Origin of the sequence: Aquibacillus kalidii, assembly GCF_014280935.1 — a bacterium.
Taxonomy (GTDB): Bacteria; Bacillota; Bacilli; order Bacillales; family Amphibacillaceae; genus Aquibacillus_D; species Aquibacillus_D kalidii.
In genome coordinates this window covers 16,818-43,691 of the sequence record NZ_JACLZI010000013.1, presented here as the reverse complement: position 1 = coordinate 43,691, position 26,874 = coordinate 16,818, and the positions used below count along the sequence as shown (strand labels likewise).

The 26,874-nt window shown below is 34.7% G+C and carries 25 protein-coding genes, 2 tRNA genes and 1 pseudogene; 12 read left to right on the top strand and 16 right to left on the bottom strand.

Annotated elements, in window-relative coordinates; translation table 11 throughout:
* Positions 1-161 precede the first annotated feature (161 nt).
* Positions 162-989, top strand: coding sequence for an alpha/beta fold hydrolase (locus tag H7K77_RS02070; RefSeq protein WP_186576055.1), 828 nt, complete (start codon positions 162-164; stop codon positions 987-989).
* A gap of 13 nt (positions 990-1,002) precedes the next feature.
* Positions 1,003-2,208: a SpoIIE family protein phosphatase gene (locus H7K77_RS02065; RefSeq protein ID WP_186576054.1), complete on the top strand. Its 1,206-nt coding sequence runs from the start codon at positions 1,003-1,005 to the stop codon at positions 2,206-2,208.
* Positions 2,209-2,288: 80 nt separating this feature from the next.
* On the opposite strand, the gene trhA is transcribed toward H7K77_RS02065, so the two are convergent.
* From trhA to H7K77_RS02045, 4 genes are all read right to left on the bottom strand, one after another.
* On the bottom strand, positions 2,289-2,930 hold the full coding sequence (gene trhA, locus H7K77_RS02060; protein ID WP_186576053.1) for a PAQR family membrane homeostasis protein TrhA: 642 nt from the start codon (positions 2,928-2,930) through the stop codon (positions 2,289-2,291).
* A gap of 391 nt (positions 2,931-3,321) precedes the next feature.
* Complete coding sequence (locus H7K77_RS02055) at positions 3,322-3,768, bottom strand: pentapeptide repeat-containing protein (RefSeq protein ID WP_186576052.1); 447 nt, start codon at positions 3,766-3,768, stop codon at positions 3,322-3,324.
* 162 nt (positions 3,769-3,930) lie between these two features.
* Positions 3,931-4,290 (bottom strand): VOC family protein, encoded by a 360-nt coding sequence (locus H7K77_RS02050; protein WP_186576051.1) that lies wholly within the window; start codon positions 4,288-4,290, stop codon positions 3,931-3,933.
* 18 nt (positions 4,291-4,308) lie between these two features.
* Positions 4,309-4,938, bottom strand: a complete 630-nt coding sequence (locus H7K77_RS02045) for a DedA family protein (protein ID WP_186576050.1) — start codon at positions 4,936-4,938, stop codon at positions 4,309-4,311.
* Positions 4,939-5,482: 544 nt separating this feature from the next.
* Between H7K77_RS02045 and H7K77_RS02040 the strand changes: the two genes are divergently transcribed.
* Both H7K77_RS02040 and H7K77_RS02035 read left to right on the top strand, forming a co-directional pair.
* Complete coding sequence (locus H7K77_RS02040) at positions 5,483-6,487, top strand: DUF3231 family protein (protein ID WP_186576049.1); 1,005 nt, start codon at positions 5,483-5,485, stop codon at positions 6,485-6,487.
* A 166-nt stretch (positions 6,488-6,653) separates the two neighbouring features.
* Positions 6,654-7,220: a CBO0543 family protein gene (locus H7K77_RS02035; RefSeq protein ID WP_186576048.1), complete on the top strand. Its 567-nt coding sequence runs from the start codon at positions 6,654-6,656 to the stop codon at positions 7,218-7,220.
* 89 nt (positions 7,221-7,309) lie between these two features.
* Here H7K77_RS02035 and H7K77_RS02030 read toward each other — a convergent pair whose 3' ends face one another.
* Both H7K77_RS02030 and H7K77_RS02025 read right to left on the bottom strand, forming a co-directional pair.
* A complete protein-coding gene (locus H7K77_RS02030) occupies positions 7,310-7,939 on the bottom strand; it encodes an FMN-dependent NADH-azoreductase (RefSeq protein WP_186576047.1) in 630 nt (209 codons plus the stop codon).
* Between the two features lie 386 nt (positions 7,940-8,325).
* Positions 8,326-9,057 carry a ZIP family metal transporter gene (locus H7K77_RS02025; protein ID WP_186576046.1) on the bottom strand — a complete coding sequence of 244 codons (732 nt, stop codon included), beginning with the start codon at positions 9,055-9,057 and terminating at the stop codon, positions 8,326-8,328.
* A 268-nt stretch (positions 9,058-9,325) separates the two neighbouring features.
* Between H7K77_RS02025 and H7K77_RS02020 the strand changes: the two genes are divergently transcribed.
* From H7K77_RS02020 to H7K77_RS21870, 3 genes and pseudogenes are all read left to right on the top strand, one after another.
* Positions 9,326-10,810 carry a methyl-accepting chemotaxis protein gene (locus H7K77_RS02020; protein ID WP_186576045.1) on the top strand — a complete coding sequence of 495 codons (1,485 nt, stop codon included), beginning with the start codon at positions 9,326-9,328 and terminating at the stop codon, positions 10,808-10,810.
* 987 nt (positions 10,811-11,797) lie between these two features.
* Positions 11,798-12,076 carry a hypothetical protein gene (locus H7K77_RS02015; protein ID WP_186576044.1) on the top strand — a complete coding sequence of 93 codons (279 nt, stop codon included), beginning with the start codon at positions 11,798-11,800 and terminating at the stop codon, positions 12,074-12,076.
* A 110-nt stretch (positions 12,077-12,186) separates the two neighbouring features.
* A pseudogene (locus H7K77_RS21870) lies at positions 12,187-12,330 on the top strand (site-specific integrase); the annotation flags it as partial.
* 181 nt (positions 12,331-12,511) lie between these two features.
* On the opposite strand, the gene H7K77_RS02010 reads toward H7K77_RS21870, so the two are convergent.
* Positions 12,512-12,584, bottom strand: a tRNA-Val gene (locus tag H7K77_RS02010).
* A gap of 214 nt (positions 12,585-12,798) precedes the next feature.
* Between H7K77_RS02010 and H7K77_RS02005 the strand changes: the two genes are divergently transcribed.
* From H7K77_RS02005 to H7K77_RS01995, 3 genes are read left to right on the top strand one after another with little or no spacing between them, the layout of a single operon-like run.
* A complete protein-coding gene (locus H7K77_RS02005; RefSeq protein WP_186576043.1) occupies positions 12,799-14,103 on the top strand; it encodes a hypothetical protein in 1,305 nt (434 codons plus the stop codon).
* Between the two features lie 40 nt (positions 14,104-14,143).
* Positions 14,144-15,043 (top strand): AbiTii domain-containing protein, encoded by a 900-nt coding sequence (locus H7K77_RS02000; protein WP_186576042.1) that lies wholly within the window; start codon positions 14,144-14,146, stop codon positions 15,041-15,043.
* 35 nt (positions 15,044-15,078) lie between these two features.
* Entirely contained in the window at positions 15,079-15,816 is a 738-nt protein-coding gene (locus tag H7K77_RS01995) for a hypothetical protein (RefSeq protein WP_186576041.1), read from the top strand.
* Between the two features lie 251 nt (positions 15,817-16,067).
* Here the strand turns inward: H7K77_RS01995 and H7K77_RS01990 are convergent, their stop codons facing one another.
* From H7K77_RS01990 to H7K77_RS01970, 5 genes are all read right to left on the bottom strand, one after another.
* Complete coding sequence (locus tag H7K77_RS01990) at positions 16,068-17,177, bottom strand: restriction endonuclease (protein WP_186576040.1); 1,110 nt, start codon at positions 17,175-17,177, stop codon at positions 16,068-16,070.
* Positions 17,178-17,205: 28 nt separating this feature from the next.
* Positions 17,206-18,018: an abortive infection family protein gene (locus tag H7K77_RS21155; protein ID WP_186576039.1), complete on the bottom strand. Its 813-nt coding sequence runs from the start codon at positions 18,016-18,018 to the stop codon at positions 17,206-17,208.
* 13 nt (positions 18,019-18,031) lie between these two features.
* Positions 18,032-18,391: a tetratricopeptide repeat protein gene (locus H7K77_RS01980; protein WP_222599164.1), complete on the bottom strand. Its 360-nt coding sequence runs from the start codon at positions 18,389-18,391 to the stop codon at positions 18,032-18,034.
* Between the two features lie 254 nt (positions 18,392-18,645).
* On the bottom strand, positions 18,646-19,557 hold the full coding sequence (locus H7K77_RS01975) for a tyrosine-type recombinase/integrase (RefSeq protein WP_186576038.1): 912 nt from the start codon (positions 19,555-19,557) through the stop codon (positions 18,646-18,648).
* A gap of 65 nt (positions 19,558-19,622) precedes the next feature.
* Positions 19,623-19,694 (bottom strand) — tRNA-Val (locus tag H7K77_RS01970).
* Between the two features lie 199 nt (positions 19,695-19,893).
* Between H7K77_RS01970 and H7K77_RS01965 the strand changes: the two genes are divergently transcribed.
* Both H7K77_RS01965 and H7K77_RS01960 read left to right on the top strand, forming a co-directional pair.
* Positions 19,894-20,262, top strand: coding sequence for a hypothetical protein (locus H7K77_RS01965; protein ID WP_186576037.1), 369 nt, complete (start codon positions 19,894-19,896; stop codon positions 20,260-20,262).
* 281 nt (positions 20,263-20,543) lie between these two features.
* On the top strand, positions 20,544-21,131 hold the full coding sequence (locus tag H7K77_RS01960) for a cell wall hydrolase (RefSeq protein WP_186576036.1): 588 nt from the start codon (positions 20,544-20,546) through the stop codon (positions 21,129-21,131).
* A gap of 361 nt (positions 21,132-21,492) precedes the next feature.
* On the opposite strand, the gene mmsB is transcribed toward H7K77_RS01960, so the two are convergent.
* The 4 genes from mmsB to H7K77_RS01940 form a co-directional block, all read right to left on the bottom strand.
* Entirely contained in the window at positions 21,493-22,656 is a 1,164-nt protein-coding gene (gene mmsB / locus H7K77_RS01955) for a multiple monosaccharide ABC transporter permease (protein ID WP_186576035.1), read from the bottom strand.
* Positions 22,640-24,190: a multiple monosaccharide ABC transporter ATP-binding protein gene (gene mmsA / locus H7K77_RS01950; RefSeq protein WP_186576034.1), complete on the bottom strand. Its 1,551-nt coding sequence runs from the start codon at positions 24,188-24,190 to the stop codon at positions 22,640-22,642. Before mmsA ends, mmsB begins: the two co-directional genes overlap by 17 nt.
* A gap of 73 nt (positions 24,191-24,263) precedes the next feature.
* Positions 24,264-25,352: a multiple monosaccharide ABC transporter substrate-binding protein gene (chvE, locus tag H7K77_RS01945; RefSeq protein WP_186576033.1), complete on the bottom strand. Its 1,089-nt coding sequence runs from the start codon at positions 25,350-25,352 to the stop codon at positions 24,264-24,266.
* Positions 25,353-25,664: 312 nt separating this feature from the next.
* Positions 25,665-26,858: a response regulator transcription factor gene (locus H7K77_RS01940; protein ID WP_186576032.1), complete on the bottom strand. Its 1,194-nt coding sequence runs from the start codon at positions 26,856-26,858 to the stop codon at positions 25,665-25,667.
* Positions 26,859-26,874 lie beyond the last annotated feature (16 nt).

The window sequence follows — 26,874 nt, the reverse complement described above, 5'->3', positions numbered from 1 at the left end:
CAAAGTAGGCATTACCTCTAACATAGTAGGCAAGTGTAGAAAGGTTATTTCCTAACTTAATGCTCCATTAACTTTTTAATCCATTTCATACCAATTTTTGCTTGGCAAATGTTATGATGGTTATTAGATTAACTAATATCTTTCATGCAAGGAGTTTTAATATGACACAAAAGGCTATAACTCGTAACAATGTTAAAGTGAGGGGTACAGGAAAACAGCCAATGATATTCGCTCCAGGCTTTAATTTTGATCAAAACGTTTGGTCAAAGGTATCTAAAGAATTTGAGAAAGACTACCAAGTTGTTTTATTTGATTATGTTGGATTTGGAGAATCTGATATACATGCTTATGATCCAAGTAAATACAGTACTATAACTGGTTATGTAGAAGACTTATTAGATATCTGTTCAGAATTGAATATGAGTGAAGCCGTCTTTATTGGCCATTCAATCGGAAGTATGATCGGAATGCTTGCATCCATTAAAGCTCCTAATCTCTTTTCAAAACTAATTATGATTGGCCCTTCTCCTTATTTACAAAATGAACCACCCCATTATATTGGAGGATTTGAAAAAGAAGATCTAACTGGACTGATGGACATGTTGGACAAAAATTATATGAGTTGGGCTACAAATGTTGCAGCAACAATTGTAAATGATCCAACCAGCTCTAACATCGCGACCGAAATCGAGGATCTTTTTAGTCAGAATGATCCATACATTACACGCAAATTTGCAGATGTTGTTTTCTTTTCAGATAACCGTAAATACATTCCACAAGTTACAGTTCCATCATTCATTATTCAGTGCTCTGACGACATATTTGTGCCAACTACCGTTGCGGAATACATGCACAAACATTTATCTAATTCAACTATTACGTATGCAAAAGCTATTGGGCACTGTCCGCATCTTAGCCACCCCAATGAAACGATTGATATAATCAATGAATACCTCAACATAGAAAAAGAAATTACTATAAATAATTAGGCGGGCTTAGCAAATGAATGATACACTCGATCAGTTACCTGGTGGTTTTCTAACAATGTCAAAAGAATATAATATATTAACGATCAATCAACCGTTATTAACGATGCTCGGATATACTTCAAACCATCAATTGATAGGACAAAGCATTCGAACCATCCTTTCTAAGTCGACCATCACATTCTTTCAATTTATTCTGTATCCTATCATTGCACAAAAACATCGTGCAGATGAAATACACATAGAACTGAAGTCGAATAGTGGTAATCTAATCCCCGCTTTAATTTATGCATCAGATAAAAAGGATGGGGAAATTTCGTGCGTTATCGTACCTAGTAGTAAACGGGTAGAATATGAAAAACAGCTGATTCAAGCTAACAAAGTTGCTGAACAACGATTAGAGGAAAAGAATTACATAAATGAACAATTAAAAATCGCCTTAAAAAACCTAGAAGAAAAACAAGAAGAACTTGTTAAAGTTAATCAACAAAATCACAAGTACAGAGTGGATACACAAAGGGAATTGGAGTTAGCAAAGAAAATACAAGAAACATCGCTTACAGATGATATCGCTAATGAGCAACTGCAAATTGAATCGTATTATAACGCATCCCATGAATTATCTGGGGATATATACGGCTTCTATCAAATTAATAAAAGTCAATACGGTGTTATTTTATTAGATGTGATGGGGCACGGGATATCTTCTGCACTAATTACTATGTCACTTGAAGCCTTATTCCAAAGGCTAATTTCTAAAGGGATGCCAACTGACTTAGTATTGAAAGAACTAGACGATCATTTGCATGCTCTATTTTATAATAATGAAGACGCCTGGCATTATTGTACCGCCATTTACCTTTTCATTGATACCGAAAGACAAACAATTGAATATATTAATGCAGGCCATCCACCAGCACTGTACCAGGATAGTCATGGTCAACAAAAAGAACTTAACACATCCACTCCCCCCATCGGGACATTCAAGGGAATTGATTTCAGATCAACAAGTTTTTCTTATCAAAAAGGTTCGAAGCTACTTCTCTACACAGACGGTATTTCTGAACCTCTCGGACAAGATAAATTGGCCAGTTTATTAAAGGAAAATACAACAACACCATTAACTCAAGTTAAACAAAATATCTTACACTCTCTCGAAAATGAAAGCAACCATTACTATAAAAACGATGATCAATGCTTCATCCTAATAGATTTAAAATAAATGTAACAAAGGGGCTAGGTCCCTTATCCCTTTTATCAATAATAAAAAACAGGACGTGGGAAACCGTCCCTCGTCCTGTTTTAAGGCAACAAATAAATTAATACGCAGAAAAAGTGGGTTATCGTACCTGCGACTACAAATAGGTGCCAGACCGCATGATGAAATTTAAATGCCCTCCACACATAAAATACTGCACCTAATGTATAACAGACGCCACCAATCACTAACAAGGTAACACCATTAGGATGTAAATTATTTGTAATATCATTCCACCCTAAAACAATTAACCAACCCATCACTACATATAGGACCGTTGAAGTGAAAAGATATTTCTTAACAAAAAAGGCTTTAAAAACAGTACCTGCAATAGCTAGTCCCCATACTATTCCGAATAATGTCCAACCTGTTGCACCGTCCATCACTAGAAATGTAAAGGGCGTATAACTCCCAGCAATAAATAAGTAGATCGATGAATGGTCAAAAATTTCAAAAAGGTCTTTTGCCTTCCCCTTTGGAAGGGCGTGTACCATTGTTGATGACATATATAAAATAAACATGCTTGAACCGAATATTGTAAAACTCACGACATGCCATGCTGTTCCGTGAAGTGCAGCAAAAACGATTAGAACAACTAATCCCGCCACACTCAAAACTGCTCCGATTCCATGTGTTATTGCATTTGCTATTTCCTCACCTTTTGAAAAGGTATGTGTTTCTGCCAATTAGATCATCCCTTAATTTTTTATTATTTACTTACCTTGTTACATTTTTCACATTAACAGTGTAATAACTCTATCTTGTCTAACTGACCAACTCCTAACTAGCTGTATCCCAATGTGCTTCTTTGCGTTTTCTGTGTGGACATGGTTTGCTATCAAATTTCCACTCCTCTTTTTAGAATTATAACAAATAAAACACAAAGAAAATATGAAATACTTCCTCAATTCCTTAAGTCATGACAGATGTCATATACTAATAATTCTACAAATCTTCCAAGGGGTTATTATCATTTTATGGCTCCACGCCTATTCTTACTATTAATCTCACAAAAAAAAGTGTGGTTACCATAATAGTAATCACACCTGGTCAGATTATTCATTTAAAATTTGTTCTTTAAACTTTACTATTTTTCAATAAATCTTCAACGAGCACTCCATTTATTTTTAAACCAGTTATATTACAATCAAGTATATCCAAACCTGATAAGTTACAATTTTTCATGATTCCGTTCGTTAGGTCGCAGTTGTCAAAACTAATAGGTTTGTACTTACCTTTAGGATCAAAGTTCCCCTCCCCCTCCAATGGGAAGACTACACTTCGAAATTCTGTGCCATATAAATGGACATGATCGATAACAGCATGAGTAAAATTAGCATGTTGGATCTTAACACCAGACATGTTAACATCACTTAACAGCATGTTACTCATATTAACATTATTAATAGTTGTCTTTGCCAAACTTACATTATCAATGATAAGCTCCTCTGCATTTACCTCTTCCCACTTTGAACCTGAAATGTCTACCTTTTGCAAATCACATTTTTTCATATCCAGTCCCATTATACCCCACCTCTCATCCACTTTATAATACATACAAATTCGCACGTATTTCTAATAATCCTTCTTTCTAATTGTTATTTTTTTGTAAAAGTGGAAGTTAATGAGTGATATCAATAAAAAGACAATAGAGCCCTTCTTTTTCTAAATATCCAATAGTTAGAATTATAGTAACTGACAAATCATCAGCATATTTCCATCAGGGTCTTTTATGTTAAAAGAGTGACCATGTTCAATGTCAGTAACTATTTCCACTCCTTTTCCCTTCATAAATTGGAATGCTTCGTGGATATCATGAGTGTTAAAATGAAACATTGGAGTCCTTGCATAAGTATCTTCTCTATAAATTTTACTATCCAACACTATATTTAATCCATTATTATCTAAAGGAATACAGCACAGATGACCTGCTAATATATCATATTTTGGTTCTAAATTTAGAATAGAACAATACCAATCACGAGCAGCCTTAATATCACTAACTGCAATAAATATAGCACCAACTTTATTTAAAATAACACCCATATCAAGAGCGCCCCTCTCCTATTTGTAAACGTTAAATCCATCCTTTTTTCGTCTTCTCTTTATCAAAATGGTTACTAATAAAATAAAGCTAATAATTAAACCGGCGTATATAATTCGTGAGTACATTTCCATATAGCCAACTATCACTTCCCAAGATGCTCCAACTGAGGAACCTAAATAAACGAGTACTGTGTTCCAAACCAGGGTACCTAAGGTAGTAAACAATAGAAATAAGCCAATATTCATTCGGGACATCCCGGCAGGTATTGAAATTAAGCTACGAATTAATGGGATAAAACGGCAAAAAAATACCGTCCACGATCCATACTTATCGAACCAGGCATCTGCTCTCCTAACATCACGCCTTGTTATTCTAAGAAAATGTCCCCATTTATCTACCACCCGTTCCACCTTTTGAAAATCAAGTTGTAGACCAATGATATACAGAATAATAGCTCCAACTACCGAACCTGCAGTTGACGCAATAATAACACCAATAACACTCATATTTGATGTTATTGTCATAAACCCTCCAAACGTTAATATTACTTCGGAAGGTATTGGTGGAAATACATTTTCTAGTGCAATTAACATCATAATACCGAAATAGCCATACTCGTTCATAATTTGGGTCAACCAATTCTCCATATACTTCTCCTCTGAAAAATCATATTGCTATCACTTAGTTTTGTTCGATTAAAATTATTTTGAGCTAACAAATCAAATTACTACTACAAAATTTTTATATACTAACTATTCTCTTCACCTACGCTTTATCCCCTGATTGATGATAGATAGGAACTCCTTTTTGTGCGCTTACACATAATTATTAGGGTTAGGTGATGCAGATGGATTTCCTACAATTCACTAACTCCAACATCACTTTTTTCCAAGCTAACTTCTGAATCCCCACAAGCTGATACTAACAAAAGAAGTAAGATAACAAAGATAATCGATCGCTTTTTCATCCAATCTCCTCTTTTCTTTGAGTGGCATAATTAACTAAGTACCTTTTCAAATTCGGATATATATTTATAACACCTTTATATTAACATTTTTTTCCTTTAAGATAGTACAATTATTTTACATTGAACCGTTACCACACATAAATACTTCCTTACAAAATGAAATTTTCACACTAACTTTTATAAAATATAAGTACTTGGGAAACATTAGTTATGAGGTGATTTCTTTGGCTAAAGACAATATTAAACTAACATCGTCTGAAATCGGCACTTTGTGGGGACAATATGTTAACGGAACTGCTGTTGACACTGTGAATAAATATATGCTTTCGATAATAGAAGATGAAAAAATTAAATCAGTATTTGAAGATGCTATAGAAACCTTTGCAAAACAAAAACAACAGCTAACAACTTTCCTCGAAAAGGATGGTTTCCCAATACCAATTGGCTTTTCAGAATCAGATTTAAACAAAGGAACTAAACGGCTTTTCTCGGATATATTTTGTTTACACTATTTACATATTATGACGTTACACGGAGTATTAGGACACACAACATCTCTAACCACTTCCGTCAGAAAAGATTTACGATATTTTTATGACTCCTGTGATAACGATGGAAAAAGAATGTACCATCAGACAACAGAATTACTTTTAGAAAAGGGGCATTTCCAAAGAGATCCCTATTTCTATCCTAATACTAATCCAGAATTTATAGAGGGTAATAAATTCCTTGATGGATTCTTTGGCGAAAAACGCCCATTAGCCGCAACAGAAATTGTTGCACTTTCTCAAAATATGAAAAAGAAGATACTAGGGAAAGCTTTGTCTATCGGGTTCAGTCAAGTAACAAAGTCAGAAGAAATTAGAAAATTTTTAAAAACGGCGCAAAAGGTTTCAGATGAGCAGATTCAATCATTCGGAAAAATACTTCACGGAGACAATTTACCGATCCCCATGTCTTGGGAAACAGAGGTTACTGATTCTCAAGATGCACCTTTCTCAGACAAATTAATGCTGTATCATGTTGGATTTCTATTACAAGCAGCACAATCTTATCATGGCGCTGGACTATCCTCGGCGATGCGAATTGACCTTGTCACAACCTATGAAAAAATTATTTTAAAGAACTTAACAGTTACAAAAGATTGGTTCGACATTATGACAAACAATAAATGGCTAGAGCAACCACCCCTTTCTCCAAATAGAAAGGAAATCGCAAAAGACAAATAACTGTTACTTAAAAATAACCATCCGATTAAGGATGGTTATTTTCCTGTTCTAACCTACACTATCTCTTACCTACTTTAAAATTATTTCAAATTAATTTCATTGGAAAAATTATGAATAAGAAGAAGAAACTATAGTTAAACTACTACAAGAAAGGAGAAATTTTGACATGACACAACAAGAACACTTTCAACACATACAATCGATAAAAGCAGATCTGGATCAAAGCTTTTCTGATTATTGGCGCTCCTACTCTGATTTCCAATCGTGGCAGTTCTGGGTTGTACTTGCCTTATTCATCATTCCCTTGATTGTTTTGTTTTTCAAAATCGACCGGAGTAAAATTTTCCTGTTAGTAGTATATGGATATTCTATTCATGTATTAGCAGCTTATTTAGATGCATTTGGAATGAGAAAATTGTGGTGGGATTATCCTTATGTAGCATTCCCACAACTTCCAGGAAGTATCGGCATCGACGCCTCCTTTATACCTGTTTACTTCATGCTCATGTATCAATGGTGTATAAATAAGAAAAAGAGTTATTGGATATATGCAACCATCTCCTGTATAGGTTTTACTTTCATATTTAAACCATTGTTACTCACCATTAATTTATTTGAAATGAATACTAGTTGGTTTTTATTACTCTCCGCTTATCTATTTGGTGCCTTTGCTGCAAAAATAATTACTGAAATTTTCATTAAAATATCCGGTACTCGTAATAGTTATAAATAACTTATTATGAGTACTTTTTATCTCATTCCATTTAAATAATATTGAAATTTAAAACTAACATGAACCACAATAAACCAAAATGTACTACTTTAGAATCTAGTAAGTGCAACTTCCTGTACTTTACCAATTCCATCTCTAATTATTTGATCCGCTTGATCAGGCATTGCATTATGCCCTTCTATAATTACCTCATCGATAATTTCCATTCCAAAAATACCTCCAAAGACATTACGGACATAATTAATAGACATGTCCATTTGTCCCATTTCTGGAGTAGAATATACGCCACCACGCGCATTTAACAGGATCACTTTCTTTTCCTTCATTAACGGAATCATGCTCCCGTCTTCACTATAATTGAATGTAAACCCTGGTGAATATACATAATCTATAAACGTCTGAAGTTTAGCCGGGATCGTTAAATTCCACATTGGAAATGCTAGCACAATTACATCTGCAGAAGTTATCGAATCCATTGCCTTTTGTTTAGCATTTATAATACGTTGCTCTATTTCAGTTAACGAACTTCCATTTTCCAACTTATTGAAAGCATTAAATAAATCCTGACCAAAGTAAGGCATATCTTCAGAGAAAACGTCATAGCTAGTCACGTTCAAACCTTCAGTTCCATTGATAGCTTCCATAAACGTTTCATACATTTTACTTGTAATCGATTCTGATACAGGACGATCATTCGCTTTTACTATTAATATATTCATTTCTTAAAATCCCCCAATTTAAATTATGTCTTTACCTTTGTGAATAAGTACACTAATCATTATGTGAAAGAAAACACATAAAAACAAGTAAGCACTTATAAGAAACCAGGTTTCTTTTAGGATACTATTGAAGGATATAATCACCCATGTAAGCGACTTAACTTTTGACATCCATTCTTTTAAAACACTTAGACTATGCATACTCCAACTGCTACTGACTCTCAGGTAATTGATTCTACCATCTTGGATTATTACAGTTTTGTGAACACACTTAATACAAGAAAATCCCACATCATTTATCGATAAACGAATAGAGATTAGAAACATATATAACAATGCCCGATAGGATCTATATGCTGCCTTTTTCAAATTTCACTTACTTGATTTTATCGAAACCACTCTGTCAAAAGCACCATAGCTACAAAACCCATTATGAAGGCCAATGTAGATGCTCTCTCATTTCCATCCCCATGACTTTCTGGGATTAATTCCTTATACACGACAAAGAGCATCGATCCTGCTGCAAAAGCTAGGCCATAAGGTACAATATATTCAAAGGCTCCTCCAAAGAACACACCAACTAATCCGGCACACATCTCTATCATTCCCGTTAAGGTAGCAATAAGAATCGCTTTTAGTCGCCCGACATTTTGAGTTACTAAAAATAGTGCAACTAAGAATCCATCTGGAACATTTTGTAAACCAATGGCAAAGGAAACAAGCGATCCTATATCTCCACCGTTATTGACATTACTAATCCCTACAGACAGGCCTTCTGGTAAGTTATGTAAAGACATCGCAATTAAAAATAAAACGATTACCCCTGAACGATCCGTTGAATCACCAGAGTGATCTAGATCAACGTGAGGAACTATACCTTCTAACAAAGTCAAAACCAAAGTACCAATTAATACTCCAATTACCATAATAGGCAAATTAGATAGTTTGATAGCGGATGGAATCAGACCATACGCTGCTGCTGCAACCATAATACCAGCAGTATAGGCTAACAATACATCCTTTCCCTTATGCGAAATATTCTTAATCAATAAGACTGGCAAAGCACCTAAGCTCGTACAAAACGACGACAGTATGATAGGCAATAAAAACATTTGCATCCTCCAATTTTTTCTTTAACCATTAACTTCTGAAAAACAGTTAATATTCTTTCAAGGTTAATTTATTAAAGTTTAATGATTATAATTCCAACTTTAACCAATTAATTTAAATAAGCTTGCTTTTTTGTCGTCTGCAAGTATGTTTAATTTTGAAGCCTTTCATTCCAAACTAAATAATATAGGTATATATACCTAGATACTATTGACTGTTTTTGTATTATTATGGAGTTACTTGTAATATTTTGTCGTATAAGGAGGAATTTTTATTATGTTTAATCGGAAAGAGAAAGATCAAAAACTGACTGTTCGTGAGAAAGACATGGTCAGACGTAATGGTGCAGTTAATATTGCACAATCTGCTGTCACTTTTTTAATCGTTGGAATAATAGCTTTTAATTTTACGATGGATACGGTACCTATATTGGTGTACTATCTTGCTGTTTGGGGTTCCTACTTCTTTCTACACGTGAAGCGCAAGGCAATCTTTCATATTAAATACATTGCGATAGTCGGAACTATATTATCGACAACTCTATCTATCGTAACCACCCCATCACAAATGAACTTTATCACGATTATTTATATTATTATTCTTGCACTAATCTACATGGATACAAAGCTATCGATCGCAACAGGTATTTACGGATTGTTGGTAGTCATCTATATAAGTGTTGCGCAAGGAGAAAAACTAGGTTTAAGTGAAACTGACCAGGCTACTTACTTTATTTACTTTATATTAATTGCCATCGTAACATTCGCACTTATTCGTATATCTAACTTTATGATGAAAGAAATTGATGAATCACGTGCAGCAGCTGAAAAAATGTCTGCTGAACAAGCATTACAGAAACAAGAATTAGTAGATCTAGTCGAAACAGTATCTAAAAAAGCAGAATTCATCGCACATAGCAGTGAGCAAAGCAATACATCCTTTAACGAAATGAGCATCGCCTTCCAGGAGATTGCTTCAGGATCCAGCTCACAAAGTGAATCAACACAAAGCATTAATGAGTCCGTAACTGTAATGAGTGATGAGCTTGAACAAATGTCCGGGATGATGAAGACTCTATCAGAAGAGTCTAGTAGAACAACTGATTTATCACAGACAGGACACAAACAAGTAACATCATTAACACAAACCATTGAAGATTTTAAAACTGAAATTGATAGCATGTCTCAGGAGATTAGTCAGCTTATAGAAAACCTAAACGAAACAAATCAGTTCAGTAATACAATAAAAGAAATTGCTGACCAGACAAACCTATTATCACTGAACGCTAGCATCGAAGCAGCTAGAGCAGGAGAGCATGGTAAAGGCTTCGCCGTTGTAGCCAATGAAATTCGGAAGCTTGCTGAAATGTCGACAGACTCTGCAGAGAAAATTTCTGAGCAGCTACACCAGTTCTCACAGCAATCAGACCAGACACGCAAGAAAATGCTACAGGTGGCTGAGCGTATGGCAGAAAGCTACCAGTTAACAGAAGAAACTAGTGGATCGTTCCAACAAATCAACTCTGCTATCCACCAGCTAAACGAATTATCTACTTCCAGCACAGAGATTATGCAATCTGTTAATAATTCGATCAAAACAATTAGTGGATCAACGGAAGAACTGGCTGCCTTCAGTCAGGAATCCAGTGCATCAATTGAGCAAGTTACAGCAACCTTGGATAATGTATTAGACAGCAACACCAACGTCCTACAGCACTTGAAAGAGTTGGAAGAGACGTTAAAGCAAAATAAAGATGTTTAATATTTTATAGAGAAGCATCCAGTGAAAAAAATAATGCTCAAATTTTATAGTCGATGTAACAATGACAAACACTCGCCCTCTTTGGCGAGTGTTTGTTTTAATTATGAAGTTTTGCTTGTTCAGTCAACCTAGCAGACCAAATAATAAGTTCAACGTAATCAAAAATACTCTACAAAGAGAATTATTAAAAATATCATGAAACTTGGTCTAGATGATGTCCTAATATCACACCAGCCAAGTATTTTTAATTATAATCACTGGTAAACCTGATTATTTACTAAGAGGGCATGGGCATCCATTTATAATGACTGAACACGTTGAAATTCTGTGATAGTGCTTGGATTCGGAAAATAATGTACAAAAAACCTATATTAAAGTCAATTTTCATGGATCTTAATGATACGTTCATCTTAATCTATTTCAGTATTATTGCCATTTCTTTGTTGACTCTCTCATGTATATTAAACTATAATACTCCCGAAAACGTTTTCATCGTGTTGTTCTTTTATAAATTTAGTAATAGTTTTACAACTCAATCCGAGATGAGAAGAATACGTGAAAGTCTTTAAACCAGTATTCATAGTTACATTATGCTTAACATTAGCCCTTTCTAATTTTTCAGTTACATCTGCATCAACAATTTATAACAGTTCTATAGACAACACTTATGTGTTTTAAGACGATCATAATAATAAGGTTGAATCGCAACTGCTGGCTCAGCTTTACTTAATGGTATATTTACTAAAAATATGGATACAAGTGTTCATTATCAAATAAGATGGGAAACTTGGTTAGGAATTGTAAAAGGATGGAACTACACTAAAAATAAAGGTACTAAATATATAAGAGTTCTCGTTGAAAAGAGACAACAAGAAAAGCTACTGGTGAAGGACCTGTTGGATATGTCTTTAATTTTGATCACTTTTTACAAGATTCTATTGTCGGATATACAAATAGGTCATATCTTATTGATAGGAGGACAGATCTATGCCAACTGAGTTTTCCAGATTTGAAAGAATAGCAAGGAAAGGGAAAATGGTTTTTTTTGTTTATTATCCTCTGTCTATATCAATAATAAGTACCTTAGTTGTTCTAGTAGGTGGGTTTATTTGGGGGATGTTTACGTATGGAGTATCTGAAACTTTAATAAGTTATAAAGAAATCTATTTAGTTAATGAAGTTTACTATTTTATGTTCTTAATCGCTATAGTTATATCAGCTACAAATATTTTCTATTTTATTTATTCAAAAAAACGTTCTAATTAAATGGCTCCCCTCACGTAATAGTGAGGGGAGCCATTTAATTAGAACCAGTTAACAACTCTCTCAGGATCATTATGGAAAGAAAAAGAACATGAATTTATTTTTTGAATTAAGATGGATCGCATTTTCATCCAACAACGCCCACTACTTGGTGAAGACGATTTACAAAGCGAGTTGGAAATAGATATATATTCTTGCTGCATGATTTGAGACATACTTCTGCTACCCGTTTAATTAATCAGGGTGTTCATGGAAAATAATTTCTGAGCATTAGGTCATGCATTAGAAATTGCAGATCAAGAAGCAGCGAGCATTTCCGTTAAAAAACAGCAAAAAATAAGTTTCGTCCCCCCAATACTTCCCCATATCTAGGTTTCTAGTCATTCCCCTACAAATTAAAACCCCCTCGAAACCAGTGGTATCAAGGGGGTTAAGAAATTATTCCGATTGGGTTCGAACCAACGACCTCCACCCTGTCAAGGTGGCGCTCTCCCAGCTGAGCTACGGAATACTGTTATATCAATGAATAAGTCCTCTGTGGACTCAACACGGTATTTTGATTTGTTGAACACTGGGTTGTGTTCAATATGGTACATAGTATAATAGTTAATTTTTGAGATTGTCAAGGCTAACTTTCACCATTATCCCAAGAGAATAGACTACAATCGTGTCTAATTTTGTTATAATTGCTATTATAGGGAACTGTGGAAGGAGAGAAGTTAGTTATGACATTATTACTAGAAGAAAGAATAACAAATCATGATACATATACAAAGATAGAAAGAATCATTCAGCTTTCGGAAACTTTTAATAGTGTTCCATCAGAACAAGTTTCCAAGTCTGAACGGTTAAGTGAAACATTTAATATCTTAAAAGAAGCTCTTGATAGAGCAGACCCGTTGCTAATCTCAACAACTACACTTCAAAACATGAACAGTCATGTTACAAACATTCTTAATGAATTAAATAGCTACAATAGTAACAAGAATGTTCAACACTTGAACAATGCTACTACTCACCTTGAGAAATTAATACCATTTTTCTCACAAGTAATGGTAACGAGAACACCAGAAGATATTGAAGGTGTTAGAAATGCTGTAATAGCCTTTAGAAAGTCTATTGGTCAACATTTGGCTAATGTGGAAAGAGAAGCAAATGAAGCCTTTTCAGCTTTAGACCAAAACCAAAACAAGTTAAATGAACTAACAAGTTCTATTGAGGGTCAGAAAACTCGCTTGGACTCAATTATCTCTGATTTTCAAGAAAAATTTCTAAATGGACAAGCTGAAAGAAATGAAAAAACTGAGCAGTTAATAGAAGACACTAAAAGTGAAATAAATAAATATATATCCGATAACAGTAAATCTGTTAGTGAACTAATAAAAAAACAACGAGAAGAACATAACAACCAGATAAATAAAAATGAAATAGAATATGACGAACAAATGGCAAATCAAGAGAAAGAATATCTCAAGCAATTTGAAAAAATGGAAAAAATGAATAAAGAAGCTGAAAAAATTCTTGGTTTAATGAGCATGAAAGGACTAGCACAAGGTTATCAAAAAATTGCCAATAGTGAAGGAAGAAAGTCTCTTACTTGGAATGTAATATCAATTCTTTCATTACTTGGAGTTCTTTGGTTTGGTTATCAATATATTATTTTGCACGAAGGAGAAATGACTTGGACTGCTTTAATTAGTAGAGTAGTTCTGACTGGTGTAGGAGTTACGCTTTTTACTTATTGTGCAAAACAAGCAACTAATCATAGAAATGAAGAACGAAGAAACAGAAAAATCGAATTAGAATTGGCTTCACTTGACCCTTACTTAAAGGATATGGAAGAACCAGAACAGAAAAAAGTTAAACAAAGTCTTGTTGACAAATACTTTGGAGTTGAACTGCAAAACACTACCGATAAACAAACTCAACAAACAAAAAATCAACAACAAAGTTTAGTGGACTCAATTAGTAATAACCCTCAAATATTACAAGCATTAGCTGAAAAACTAAATCAATATATAACGAAATAATTATTCTAATTATATCTGCAATTACAAGGAGGGTAAGTTTGTGGAGTCAATTGTATTAGAACTTCAGAGAGAAGCAATGAGTTCAGAGAGTAATGTGCGAGAATTATTAAGGAAGTCGTTAGTAATTGCTAGAAAGCTAAAAATTCCAGACTTTGAGAAATGGGTAAATCTTGAATTAAGTGGTTATAGGAACCATACAGATAAAGCTCCAGAATATAGAGAAATTCATGGTACACTTCAGTGGTTTAATCAGTTCAGAGGTTGGTGTCCAGTTGTATCTGAAGACCCCGAGCTAATGGACATTATTACTAATGTAAAACTATTTGAGTCAATTTCGGAGTTAGAACAGTTAGTAATTGCTGAAAGTAATAATTTAGTTTATCAACTAACACAACACCAGCAAAATTTAATTTCTAGTCTTGGTGACGGTGGTATTCAAGAGTTCCGTCTTTTGTTTGGAAAGAACCAAGCTCAAAGAGTTATTGACACAGTGAAAGACATTATTTTGGATTGGACAATAAAGCTTGAAGAAGACGGTATATTAGGTGAAGGAATAACATTTTCTGATAAGGAAAAACAAGAAGCAAATAGACAAAACTACACAGTAAACAACTTCTATGGGAATACTTCTGGAGTACAAATTCAACAGCACACACAACACTCAACACAAACTCAAATAAATGAAATGGACTTGGAAAAGGTGGAAAGTTTTATTTCTAACCTTAACAATAATATTAATCAAATTACCGAACTTGAAGCAAACTCTCAAAAAGTAATCGAAAAAGAAGTTAAAAAGATAACCAAACAAATTAAAGCAAAGAAGCCTAAGCATATTGTTTTAAAGGAGTCCATAAATACTATAAGAAATATACTTGAAGGAGTAGCTGGTAATTTTGTTGCACAAGCATTACTTTACCAAATAAGTCAAATAGGATTATAGTCTTTGATAATTTAATGAAAGGGATATGAGTATAAATGAATTTGTTTGCTTGGATAACTGGAGGTTCAATAGTAGGAGCTGCATTGATTACTTTATGTAACTATGCACTAAAAAATTATATTAAAAACTTAACCAAAAATCACTTTGATAAGAATATTGAGAACCACAAACAAGAATTAACCAAAGAGCTTAAAGAAGTCGAATTTAATTATCAAAGGAAAATGGAAGATTTCTCTCTTTATACACAGAAAAGACATGGTGTTTACGCTGATTTATATAAACACTTAAATGAAGCTGTTAATAAAATGTTATATGCAACTTCTTCATATAGACAATATCCAATTCCTCAAGCACCACAACCAGATTTTGAAGACGTAAAAAAAATTCTACTAGACGAAGGCTTTGATAATGAAGATATTAACAAAGTAATTAGGAAGTGGAGAGGTAACTCGCTTGAGGGTTCTAAAGAAGCAAGTAGATTATTTGACAGTAAAAGACTTATTGAAGCAAATAAAGATAGAATAAAAGCTCACACTTTCTTTTTAGAAAGTGAACTCTACTTAAACGATAATATTGCTGAAATTATTTCAGATACATTAAAGGTTTTACACAAAATGTTTTTAGACGAAATGGCTATTATTCGTTATCCAGATACAGACATAGAAAAAGAGAGACGAGAGAATCATGAGAAAAACAACCAAAAAGTCACTACTCAAATAGAGCAAATAAAAATTCAAATGCGTAAAGAATTAAGTATTGGGGATTATGCTTAATTCTAACAACAAGGGTTCTCCAAGGGAGTGTAAAATAAACTGTGTAAGTTAAGAGAGCGTACGACTCTTACTTACCAGTTTATTTTACACTCCCCATTTGGCTATCATTTCTATAAAAAGACAAAAGACGTCGTTTCACTTCAACACTTGTTGAATCATTCAACTCCACAAGTTACTCTCCGTTATATTGGAGTGACTCAAGACAGTATGGACGAACAGCTCCTTGACTTTTCACTATAAAAGTTGGGAGCTTATTCTTCGTCAAAATATGTAAAGTCAATTTTCTTAATAACAAACGTCTCTTTTTCTGCAACACCAATATTGTATCTAATCATGAGTTTTGCTAGAGTCTCTCCGTCAATAAGAACTATCTTTTTACTTTGTAACCTTTCAGCGTATTCAGTAGCGTTTCTTGTAAACTTAGAAGTTGTAATAAATACACCTTTCTTAGCTCCCAAGTCGTCCAATGCACCCGAAAAGCTCTGAACTTGTTCACGTCCGACAGTGTTGTCCCATCTTTTAGCTTGTAAATAAATGTTGTCTAGTCCTAACTTATCTTCTTTGATAACTCCGTCTATTCCACCGTCATTTGTTTTTCCAGTTATTTTACCATCCCCATATCCCATAGCCATTAATAGTTCTACAATTATATATTCAAGTTTTCTCCAATGTGTCTTTTTGATTTTTTGGATTAGAGACTGTGCTAACTCCTTTGTTATTTCTTCGAATTTTTCTTCAATCACTTCAAAAGGGTCTATGACTTCTTCCATTTCCTCTATTTCTTCTTGTATTTCAGATTGATTGTCATTAAGAAGTTCTAATCCCTCTTGTGTAATCTGATATGTAGCATTACTTACTTCTTCTATATAATTTGAATTTTTCAGACTGTACCTTGCATGTCTCATTCTAGAAGTAAAGATTAAATCTCTACCATTATCATAAGTTCGGCTTCTTTGCTCTTCAGTTAGGTTAAAATGTTTCATTAGCTCCTCTGTAATATAACTAGAGCTAAAAGGTTTTCCTTCACATACTATCTGGAGGAATGGTAAAAGTATGTCACGGGGTAAAGGAATGTCGTCGTTAAGAGTAATATTATATTTTTTACTGATTTCTTGTATTTCTCCTCTACTTGGTACTCCTTTTTCACGAAAAATTCTCAACACGTCTTTTTGGGTTAGACCATTTTCACTCAATTCTTTTATAATCTTTAAAACATTAACTGACTTATCATTATAAAAGATTGAAGTTCCCTTTGTTTCATAGGGTATATATTCCTTAAACGCTTTAATCCAACGTCTACCCCCACTTTCAGACCAACCAACTGACTCTGATAATTTTGTTTTTGTTATTAGTCTATTCAATTTAACAAACTCCCTCTTGACTGCTTTCCTATACAGAAATTGATTTTTCGTTCGCAAAATAGGTTTCTAAAAGATACATACAAACTGTACCACTCAAATTGATAGCAAACTTTGCATGTCGTTGGCTTGGTTTATAATAAACTTTTCCTTTTCCATGCGAGTCCCCATATTCATTTCTCAAAGAACCTAGTCCAGTAACAACTCCATTGATTGACCCAAGTATTTGTTTAAAGATTTCCTCTCCATGTTGGTCTGGTGAAAGGTTTAATTGTTTAGCAACTCTACGATATAACTGACTTAAATTTTCTTTCTTGTCGTATTCCTCTCCAATGTCGTCTAGTATCCATTTCAATGTACTTTCAAGCATTGCTCTAGTTGCTGTTATAGCGTCCTCTGGGTCTGCTTTTGCTTGGTCTAATGCCCTTTCCCAGTCTTTCTTTACATGTTCTATATTGAATTCACTTGTTATTTCTTCAATTTCCTTTGGAATATATATTGTATTAACTGATAGAAGTTTTCCATTAGCAAAAGTAAAACCGTCACGTTCCAACAACTTAAAAAGCTGTTTCCACCTACTATCCTCTTGAATAAACTCGTTGTCCTCATTTTCAAGTAAAAACATTTCAATCACGTTCAGTATTTTTCGTAACTCACTAGCATTTGTCAAGTCCAAAGAAGAAACATAATTATCTGCTAAAGAACGTCTATCTCCAGTCAAAGAGGACTCGTAAAATTCATTTTGAAATATACTCTCACACTCAAAGAGGTTCTCTATTTTATTAAGAGTGCTATGTGTAGAGAGTAGGTCATAAAATGTGTGAATTGTTCGTTTATGTAACATAAAAGATACCCCCCTAACTTATTGCTTTTTGTTTTAACTCTCTTACTTTCTCCAACCTTTCCTCAAACTTTTCTAGTTTTGGAGTTCTGTCAGCTCGTTCTTTGTGTACTTTTGTTTTAAATACATGAACAGCTTTCTCTAAAACTTCAATTTCCTTGTCATAGTCTTTTTGTTTACGATAAATAACAGCTAGTCTATCATATGGAAAATTACCGTCAAACCCCTCATTGACGTTCTCCCAGTATAAAGACATTGCTTCCTCAACTTTCCCCTCTTTTTCAAATTCCTTGCCTTTGAGGTTTCTGTCCACTGGACTCAATGTTTTTGGTTTTGCTGGGTCATTATTGAATATCTTTTTCAAACTCTTGAACATAAAAATCCCCCCAGAACGTTTTGATTTATACTGGTAATATTAGACAAAGAGAGTCAATTTCCCTTTTAAAACGTGGGCTTTTCTCTTTATTCAATCACTCCTCGTTCGTTTGTGGATACAAGTTTGAAAAACAGCACTGTTTCAACGTTCATATGGGTTAAAATATATTTCTCCTAATATAGTCATTTATAGACCGTTGAATATATTCGTTAATATAGAAAAAGAGAGAACCGTCTCCAGTTCCCTCTGTCTTTTTAAATTAAATCGTTCAATGGGTTATGTTCGTCTAGACCTTCCTTCAGTTCATGAGCGAAATAACCAACATATAATTGAGTTGTTTGTATTTTACTGTGACGAGCCAATAATTGACTTTGTCTCAAGTTGGAGCCATTCTTCAACAGTTCCTTAATGAAATATGCTCTCAATCCATGTGGACAGAACCTTGACTGGAGACCGAGTCGTTTCTTTAATCGTTTGAATAGGTTCTGTATAGCTGAATAAGTCAGTGTTGTTCCTTTTTCAGTAACAAATACACTTTGAGGGAGCTTGTTGAATTTTCGCTCCAGAAACAGTCTCCATTCTAATAATTCACGAGCTAGTGACTCACTCAAGGGAACGCTCTGACTTTTTCTTGATTTGCTTTGTCTAATTTGAATTAAAGACTCTGAAAAGTCCACGTCAGACCATTCCAAACGAGTAACTTCACTCAACCTCATTCCAGTTCCAATCATAGTCAACATTAGAATATAGTTTCTTCTTGAAGTGAATGAGTCCTCTCGTCGCTTGGAGCGTCTTAAATGTGATAGAACAGCTCTTACGTCATCTGTTGTGACTATCTTTGGAGCTGTGTCTTCTCTCATTGCTTTAATACCGTCCGTCAATAAAATGTCTGTCATTTTCTCAACATATAACCAACGACAGAACACTCTCAACAGTTTCAACTTTGAATTGACTGTGACTGGATTGTTTCCCAGTTCCTCATGACAATACATTAGATAAGTTTTCAAATGACGTTTGTTCAAGTCCTCTAATTGCTCCAGACCTTGTTCAGTCAAATACTTGTTGAACCCTCTGAAAAAATCGCTGTAACTGGTCAAGGTCGTTTCCCTCAACCCTTCAAACTTCTTGTCCAATATGAACTCCTTTGTGATACTTTCAATTAACATGAAAAAACCTCCTATAAGTCCGTGTTGGACTCACAAGAGGTTATTTTGCAATTGATATAAGAGTATGACCCTTACTGGATTTGAACCAGTGACCTCTTGCCTGTCAAGCAAGCGTTCTCCCACTGAACTAAAGGGTCGTATTTGTAGTTCATAACTGTCAAGGTGGCGCTCTCCCAGCTGAGCTACGGAATCAGGATATAAGATAATTATACTAGATAACTAATAATATAATAGTTATCTAGTCCTTTTGTCAATCTATTTTCCCACTTTCTTACGATACAGTCACAACTAAATAGTAGGTGAATATCATGTATGGAAAAGAAAGGAGGAGTAAAAATGAATTATATGAATCAGGGTTCTCCAACACCTAACCTTTATAATCACTGTAATCATCTGATGCATCACCATGTAATGGCTACAAAAAAGGATGGAAGTAAGTTTGATGGGATTATTGTCGATGTGGACGTTACCAATGTAACCATACTAGTTGGAGAAGATTTAATCGAAGAAGACGAGCATCATCGTCAATATGGAGATTATGGCGATGATAATGATTATAATGGCCGTCCAAGAAGAAGAAGATATCGTCGTTATCGTCCATACACATTTCCACTTGCTACTTTAGCAGCACTATCACTTTTACCGTACGTCGGGGGCGGATACCCATACTATCCACCTTACTACCCGCCATACCCGTATTATTAAACTATCTAGGGAGTCATACATAGAATGACTCCCTTTTACGTAACCTATCAGAGCGAGTAACATTCCTGTAACATTTCGTTATATATCCTCCAACGATATCCAATCTACCCATTTCCTAGAAAAATAGCGCGTGAGGATATTATTTCCACACCATCACTCCCCCCTTCTCCCCCAATCTATTTCAGATTAATAATTTAATAGGCATTTATTGGTTAATGAATAACTATGTTACATCCGGTAGCCTTTTAAGTAGACAAACAGTTTACTAGGAGGCGACAACATTGAAAAAACTTAAAAAGTTATTACTTGCAGCTACTATATCAATCGGTGTCCTAGCATTACCAAATGGTGCTGATGCCGCTACCTATACAGTGAAATCTGGGGACTCTATGTGGAAAATTTCTAACAATATGGGAGTATCCCTATTAACCTTACAAAAATTAAACCCAAGCGCAAGAAACTATATCTATCCTGGCCAAAGATTAACTATTCCTGAAAGTATCACAAACTCGGAAAAACAATTAATGGCTAAACTAGTTCACGCTGAAGCTAAGGGCGAATCTTATGCTGGTAAAGTAGCAGTTGCGACTGTTATCTTAAACCGTGTCGATCACAGTGACTTCCCTAATAGTGTTTCTGGCGTTGTTTATCAAAAGTCTAATGGATATTATGCATTTACTCCAGTCCAAAGTGGTACCATCAATCAAACACCAGATACAGAATCAGTTAGAGCGGTTAATGAAGCATTAGCATTTAGAGGCCAAGGAAGTGGGTCCATCTATTTCTATAACCCCAAAACAGCTAAAAGCGATTGGATTTTATCTCGCCAAGTGACGGTAACAATCGGGAACCACCGCTTCGCCAAATAATTAACCAATGAAGTGAGAAGTCCAGTCTGGGTTTGTACTAATGAAACTATAATTAGCAAAAGATAATCCATTATTACTAGTTTACTATTTTCTTTCTAAGGGAATATATGTTTGTGTATCACCATATTTAATATAGTTTTTTTACTGGAGGGTATATTCATGGATATCAATGAGCTTTCAACAAAAACGTTGAAGCAGATGTTGAATTCCCTTTCTCGACATTCCATCACAACTAGCTTCTCGCAAAGCTTAGACTTCGCTTTGCTAAAGAAAGAGATTTTGAAGGAACTTACAATTAGAGAAAATCATCCATATAAAAAAAACCATCATAGTAGACTAATCTCCGTGATGGTTTTCTTTTTTATTTTCCAGATCTATTCTTATTATAAACATCGAATCCAACTGCTAGTAACAGTACCATCCCTTTTATAGCTTGTTGCCAATCGATACCGATCCCAATAAGTGACATACCATTATTCATCACACCCATTACTAGACCACCAACGATTGCACCAATTACAGTTCCAACACCACCAGACATAGATGCACCACCGATAAATACGGCTGCTATCGCATCTAACTCTAACATGTTACCTGCAGCAGGTGTTGCAGAATTCAAACGAGCAGCAAACATCAGACCAGCTAATGCCGCAATGACACCATTGTTTACGAACACCCAGAACGTAACCCGCTTTGTCTTGATTCCAGATAAATCCGCTGCTTTTTGGTTACCACCTGTTGCATAGATATGACGGCCCATTACAGTGTTGTTCATAATAAAGGTGTAAATGACAATAAGTGCAAATACGATGATTAACACAATCGGTAAGCCTTTATAAGAAGCTAATTTATAGGCAAACCAGTTGATAACACCAACAAGTATCGCTAGCTTTGTTACTGTTATCCACAAAGGAAATACTTCAAAGTGATAGTGGATCTGTGTTTTACGTTTGCTAAATTCCATATATACGAGGACAAGCGATAGTATCACCGACAAGATGATCGTTAATATATGAAACTCTCCAGATCCTATATCTGGTAAGAAGCCACTACTTAATTTACCAAAAGAGTCTGGAAATGGCGCAAGTGATTTCCCATCAAGCAAATATAACGTTAAACCTCTAAAGATTAACATCCCACCCAAGGTTACGATGAACGACGGTATTCCTACATATGCTATCCAGAACCCTTGCCATACCCCAATGAGAGCACCAACAAGAATGGATAATATAATAGCTAACCAAACCGGTACATTATTATTTATCATCAATACACCTACGATAGCACCAACAAATGCTACTACTGATCCAACAGACAAGTCAATGTTTCCTGTAATAATAACTAATACCATTCCAACAGCTAACACTAAAATGAAACCATTTTGTAGAATTAAGTTTGTTAGATTTAGAGAATTAAATGTAATCCCATCTGTTAAAATCCAAAACAATCCAGTAATAAATACAAGTGCAATGATCATTCCATATTCACGTATATTGTTACGAAATAAATTAATTAGCGTTTTCACGACTAGCACCTCCAGATCCTGTCATATAACGCATCACCTTTTCTTGATCTGCTTTTGCACGATCAAGCTCCCCAGTTATACGCCCTTCATTCATTACATAAATACGGTCGGATAATCCTAGCACCTCAGGTAGCTCAGATGAAATAACTAAAACACCTAACCCTTCAGCTGCGAGCTCATTGATTTGCGTATATATTTCGAACTTCGCCCCAACATCTATACCACGAGTAGGTTCATCCAAAATTAATATATTTGGTTCAGTGAAAATCCATTTACTCAACACGATTTTTTGTTGATTTCCACCACTTAAGTTTCCTGCTAATTGTGCTAAAGATGGCGTTTTAATGTTTAATTTTTCTCTCAAAAATTGTGCTTCTTGAATCTCTTTATTTTCATTGATAATAGAATTTTTGGAAATACGCTTTAAATTGGACATTGTGATATTACGTTTTATATCCTCTATCAGATTCAAGCCATAAGTTTTTCTATCTTCTGAAACATACGCAATTCCATGTGCAATTGCGTCACTTACCGTATTAGCCTGAATTTCTTTGCCATTCTTAACTAATTCCCCTGTTATTTTCTTACCGTATGTCTTACCAAAAATACTCATCGCAAGCTCTGTTCTCCCAGCACCCATTAGCCCGGCGATCCCAACGATTTCACCACGACGAATATGAATATTCACATTATCAATTACTTTGCGATCACGTTGAATGGGATGATAAACATTCCAATTTTTCACTTCGAATACTTTTTCACCAATTTTAGGTACACGATCAGGATAGCGACTAGTTAACTCACGTCCTACCATTCCCTTTATAATCCGATCTTCCGAAACCTGTTCACCCTTCGTCTCAATAGTTTCAATTGTCTGTCCATCTCTTAATATAGTAATAGAATCAGACACACTAGATACTTCATTTAATTTATGAGAAATCAAAATAGAAGTAATGCCTTGTTTTTTCAATTCTAAAAGTAGCTTTAATAAATTTGCACTATCTGTTTCGTTTAATGCAGCAGTAGGTTCATCCAAAATTAATAGCTTTACATTTTTAGATAATGCTTTCGCGATTTCAACAAGCTGTTGTTTACCTACGCCAATATCCATAACTGGTGTATCAGGTGAATCTTTTAGCCCTACTTGCTCCAATAGCTTCTTTGCTTCCATAAAAGTTTCTTGCCATTTGATAACCCGCTTCGATTGCCTTTCATTACCAAGAAATATATTTTCTGCTATAGAAAGAAATGGACTTAACGCAAGCTCCTGGTGGATGATTACGATTCCTTCATTTTCACTTTGTTTAATGTCTTTAAAATGGCACTCTTTCCCTTCAAATAAAATAGCACCATCATAAGTTCCACTTGGATATACGCCACTTAAAACTTTCATTAGCGTAGATTTACCAGCACCATTTTCCCCGACTAGTGCATGAATTTCCCCATTTCGCACCTTTAAATTGACATCATCTAACGCTTTAACACCAGGGAATGTTTTTGTTATGTTACGCATCTCTAAAATATAAGTTGACATACCCTCACCACCTTCATCAAAAATAGAATAGAAATGATTTAGTGGCGAACGAGTCACCACTAAATCAAGTTATTTATTTTAAATCATCCTCCGTGTAATAGCCGCTATCAATTAATTTTTCTTTGTAGTTATTAATATCTACTGATACTGGCTCTACTAGATAAGAAGGCACTACTTTTTCACCATTGTCATATGTTTCCGTATCATTTACTTCAGCTTCTTCTCCAGCTAATACCGCTTCCACCATATCTACTGTTACAGCTGCAAGGTCACGTGTATCTTTAAAGACAGTTTGCGTTTGTTCCTCAGCAATAATAGATTTTACAGAAGCCACCTCAGCATCTTGACCCGTGATGACTGGAAGTGGTAAATCACCCGACCCATATCCTACACCTTTTAACGCCTGAATAACTCCTCGGCTAATGCCATCATATGGAGACAATACAGCATCTACCGTTTCGCCACCAGAATAGGCTTTGCTTAAAATATTTTCCATACGTGATTTCGCATTATTGCCATCCCAACGCATCGTTGCAGCTTGCTCGAAATCTGTTTGGTTACTTTGAACAACTAATTTTCCGCTATCAATATATGGCTTCAGAATAGACATTGCACCATCCCAGAAGAAATAAGCGTTATTATCATCTGGAGAACCTCCAAATAATTCAATGTTGAATGGACCCTCTGCTTCCTTCAGGTTAAGTGCTTCTTCAATATAAGTAGCTTGTAAAACACCTACTTGAAAATTATCAAACGTCGCATAATAACTGACATTTGGCGTTTCCATAATTAAACGATCATAAGCGATTACCTTAATATCTTGATCTGCTGCTTTTTCTAAAACATTAGTTAATGCAGTACCATCAATAGAGGCAACAACTAAAGCATCTGCACCTTTAACAATCATGTTCTCAATTTGTTCAATCTGTTTATCCACATCATCTTCTGCATATTGCAAATCTGTTTTGTACCCAAGTTCTTCTAATTGCTTCACCATGTTATCCCCATCATCAACCCATCTTTGAGATGACTTCGTTGGCATGGCAACCCCTATCAATGTATCCTTCGATTCCCCAGATCCTCCAGAAGCATTATCATCTCCACAAGCAGATAAAACTAATAAAATACTCATAAATAGTGCAACAAACCAAAATCTCCTCATCCTTGTAACCCCTTTCATTTGTTTGGTTTCTTTCATTTCTTTCTTACATATAAGATACCAACTTTACCAATGTAAGGCTTTACATAAAATTAAACTGTTTTTATAAAAATTTAATATGATTGAAATAATAAATTTTTATAAATATTCCTTATACGGAACCGAATTATTAAGTAACGCAAGGATTTACGCCGAGAATATATTTATACAGGAATATTTATCGTGCACTTATCCTAGTTTCATTTTCAAATTTATTCCATAACAAAAAACGCTTGGAATTCCGTTTGTAATCCCAAGCGCACCTTCTCTCTATATTCATTTTTTAAACTGCTTTGGGGAAATACCCATCGTTTTTTTAAACGCCGTACTAAAATAATGTTGTGAATCATAACCGACTTCTTCGGCAATTTCTCTAATGGTCATATCTGTAGTTTTTAATAGATCAATCGCTTTATTGATGCGCATTTGTGTTAATAGTCCTACATAGGAAATGCCTAATTCCTGTTTTAGTATCCTACTTAAATATTCCATTGAGACATGAAACTCATCAGCAACCTTTCCAAGTGTAAGCGATGAATCGTTGTAGTGGTCCTGTATATAACTCTGAACCTTTTTTACAACTGGTGATAGTTTAGATTGCTTATCAACTTGTAATTTACTTAACTTATAGGCTTTACGAAGCTCGGATAGTTCTCCATTGCCTATCTCTTCTACATGACAAAAAACGTTAATGTTTAAATAATTCTGTACAGCCTCTGTTAATTTTATTAATTGCTCACTAGTCACACGTTCCCAAGCACATACATTGAGTAGATGTGAGTCATCACGAAATACTGCAGTGTTATTTGAACCTAGAATTTCTTCTACAATATTCTCAATTGCAAAAAAGAAAACTTGCCGATCACTTTCTTGCATATGTGTTTGATTTTGATGGTATTCTGGCCACCTGACAACCAAATATTGTATTGGCAAAGTAGTAGGTAGATTCAGAAAGGTCAACTGCTCCACGATTTCTGTGCTAGCTAATTTTCCTTTTATCCAATCCTGAAAAAACCGCTCTTTTAATTGTGCATGGTTCTTCTGTATCTGGTTAGCCGCTTGCTTTAAATAGGATTCCTGATTTCTCTCACTCTCTAATTTCCCCTTTAACTCTAGAACTAAGTCTTGGAGTTTTCCTGGATTGACTGGCTTCAATAAATAATCCTTTACTCGTAGCCGAATAGCTTCTTGTGCATATCTAAAATCGTCGTATCCAGTTATTATAACCATTTGGCAATTAGGTAAATGGTTTGTAATTTCCTTCATGGCATTGATTCCATTAACAATCGGCATATTCAAATCAATTAGTAAAATATCAACCTTATGCTCCAGTGCTAGCTCGATAGCTTCCTCACCATCTTCCGCTTCTCCAACTACTTCCATATCAAACTTATCCCAGTCTACAGATGAACGAATACCATCACGAATAATAAATTCATCATCAGCAATCAGTACCTTCCATTTATCCATAAGCTTCATCCCCTTT

Excerpts from the sequence above, each read along its gene's own strand:
- H7K77_RS02070 (WP_186576055.1), top strand. The coding sequence starts at position 162 with ATGACACAAAAGGCTATAACTCGTAACAATGTTAAAGTGAGGGGTACA.
- H7K77_RS02065 (WP_186576054.1), top strand. The coding sequence starts at position 1,003 with ATGAATGATACACTCGATCAGTTACCTGGTGGTTTTCTAACAATGTCA.
- H7K77_RS02055 (WP_186576052.1), bottom strand. The coding sequence starts at position 3,768 with ATGGGACTGGATATGAAAAAATGTGATTTGCAAAAGGTAGACATTTCA.
- H7K77_RS02050 (WP_186576051.1), bottom strand. The coding sequence starts at position 4,290 with ATGGGTGTTATTTTAAATAAAGTTGGTGCTATATTTATTGCAGTTAGT.
- H7K77_RS02045 (WP_186576050.1), bottom strand. The coding sequence starts at position 4,938 with ATGGAGAATTGGTTGACCCAAATTATGAACGAGTATGGCTATTTCGGT.
- H7K77_RS02035 (WP_186576048.1), top strand. The coding sequence starts at position 6,654 with ATGACACAACAAGAACACTTTCAACACATACAATCGATAAAAGCAGAT.
- H7K77_RS02030 (WP_186576047.1), bottom strand. The coding sequence starts at position 7,939 with ATGAATATATTAATAGTAAAAGCGAATGATCGTCCTGTATCAGAATCG.
- H7K77_RS02025 (WP_186576046.1), bottom strand. The coding sequence starts at position 9,057 with ATGCAAATGTTTTTATTGCCTATCATACTGTCGTCGTTTTGTACGAGC.
- H7K77_RS02020 (WP_186576045.1), top strand. The coding sequence starts at position 9,326 with ATGTTTAATCGGAAAGAGAAAGATCAAAAACTGACTGTTCGTGAGAAA.
- H7K77_RS02015 (WP_186576044.1), top strand. The coding sequence starts at position 11,798 with ATGCCAACTGAGTTTTCCAGATTTGAAAGAATAGCAAGGAAAGGGAAA.
- H7K77_RS02005 (WP_186576043.1), top strand. The coding sequence starts at position 12,799 with ATGACATTATTACTAGAAGAAAGAATAACAAATCATGATACATATACA.
- H7K77_RS01995 (WP_186576041.1), top strand. The coding sequence starts at position 15,079 with ATGAATTTGTTTGCTTGGATAACTGGAGGTTCAATAGTAGGAGCTGCA.
- H7K77_RS21155 (WP_186576039.1), bottom strand. The coding sequence starts at position 18,018 with ATGTTACATAAACGAACAATTCACACATTTTATGACCTACTCTCTACA.
- H7K77_RS01980 (WP_222599164.1), bottom strand. The coding sequence starts at position 18,391 with ATGTTCAAGAGTTTGAAAAAGATATTCAATAATGACCCAGCAAAACCA.
- H7K77_RS01975 (WP_186576038.1), bottom strand. The coding sequence starts at position 19,557 with ATGTTAATTGAAAGTATCACAAAGGAGTTCATATTGGACAAGAAGTTT.
- H7K77_RS01965 (WP_186576037.1), top strand. The coding sequence starts at position 19,894 with ATGAATTATATGAATCAGGGTTCTCCAACACCTAACCTTTATAATCAC.
- mmsA (WP_186576034.1), bottom strand. The coding sequence starts at position 24,190 with ATGTCAACTTATATTTTAGAGATGCGTAACATAACAAAAACATTCCCT.
- chvE (WP_186576033.1), bottom strand. The coding sequence starts at position 25,352 with ATGAGGAGATTTTGGTTTGTTGCACTATTTATGAGTATTTTATTAGTT.
- H7K77_RS01940 (WP_186576032.1), bottom strand. The coding sequence starts at position 26,858 with ATGGATAAATGGAAGGTACTGATTGCTGATGATGAATTTATTATTCGT.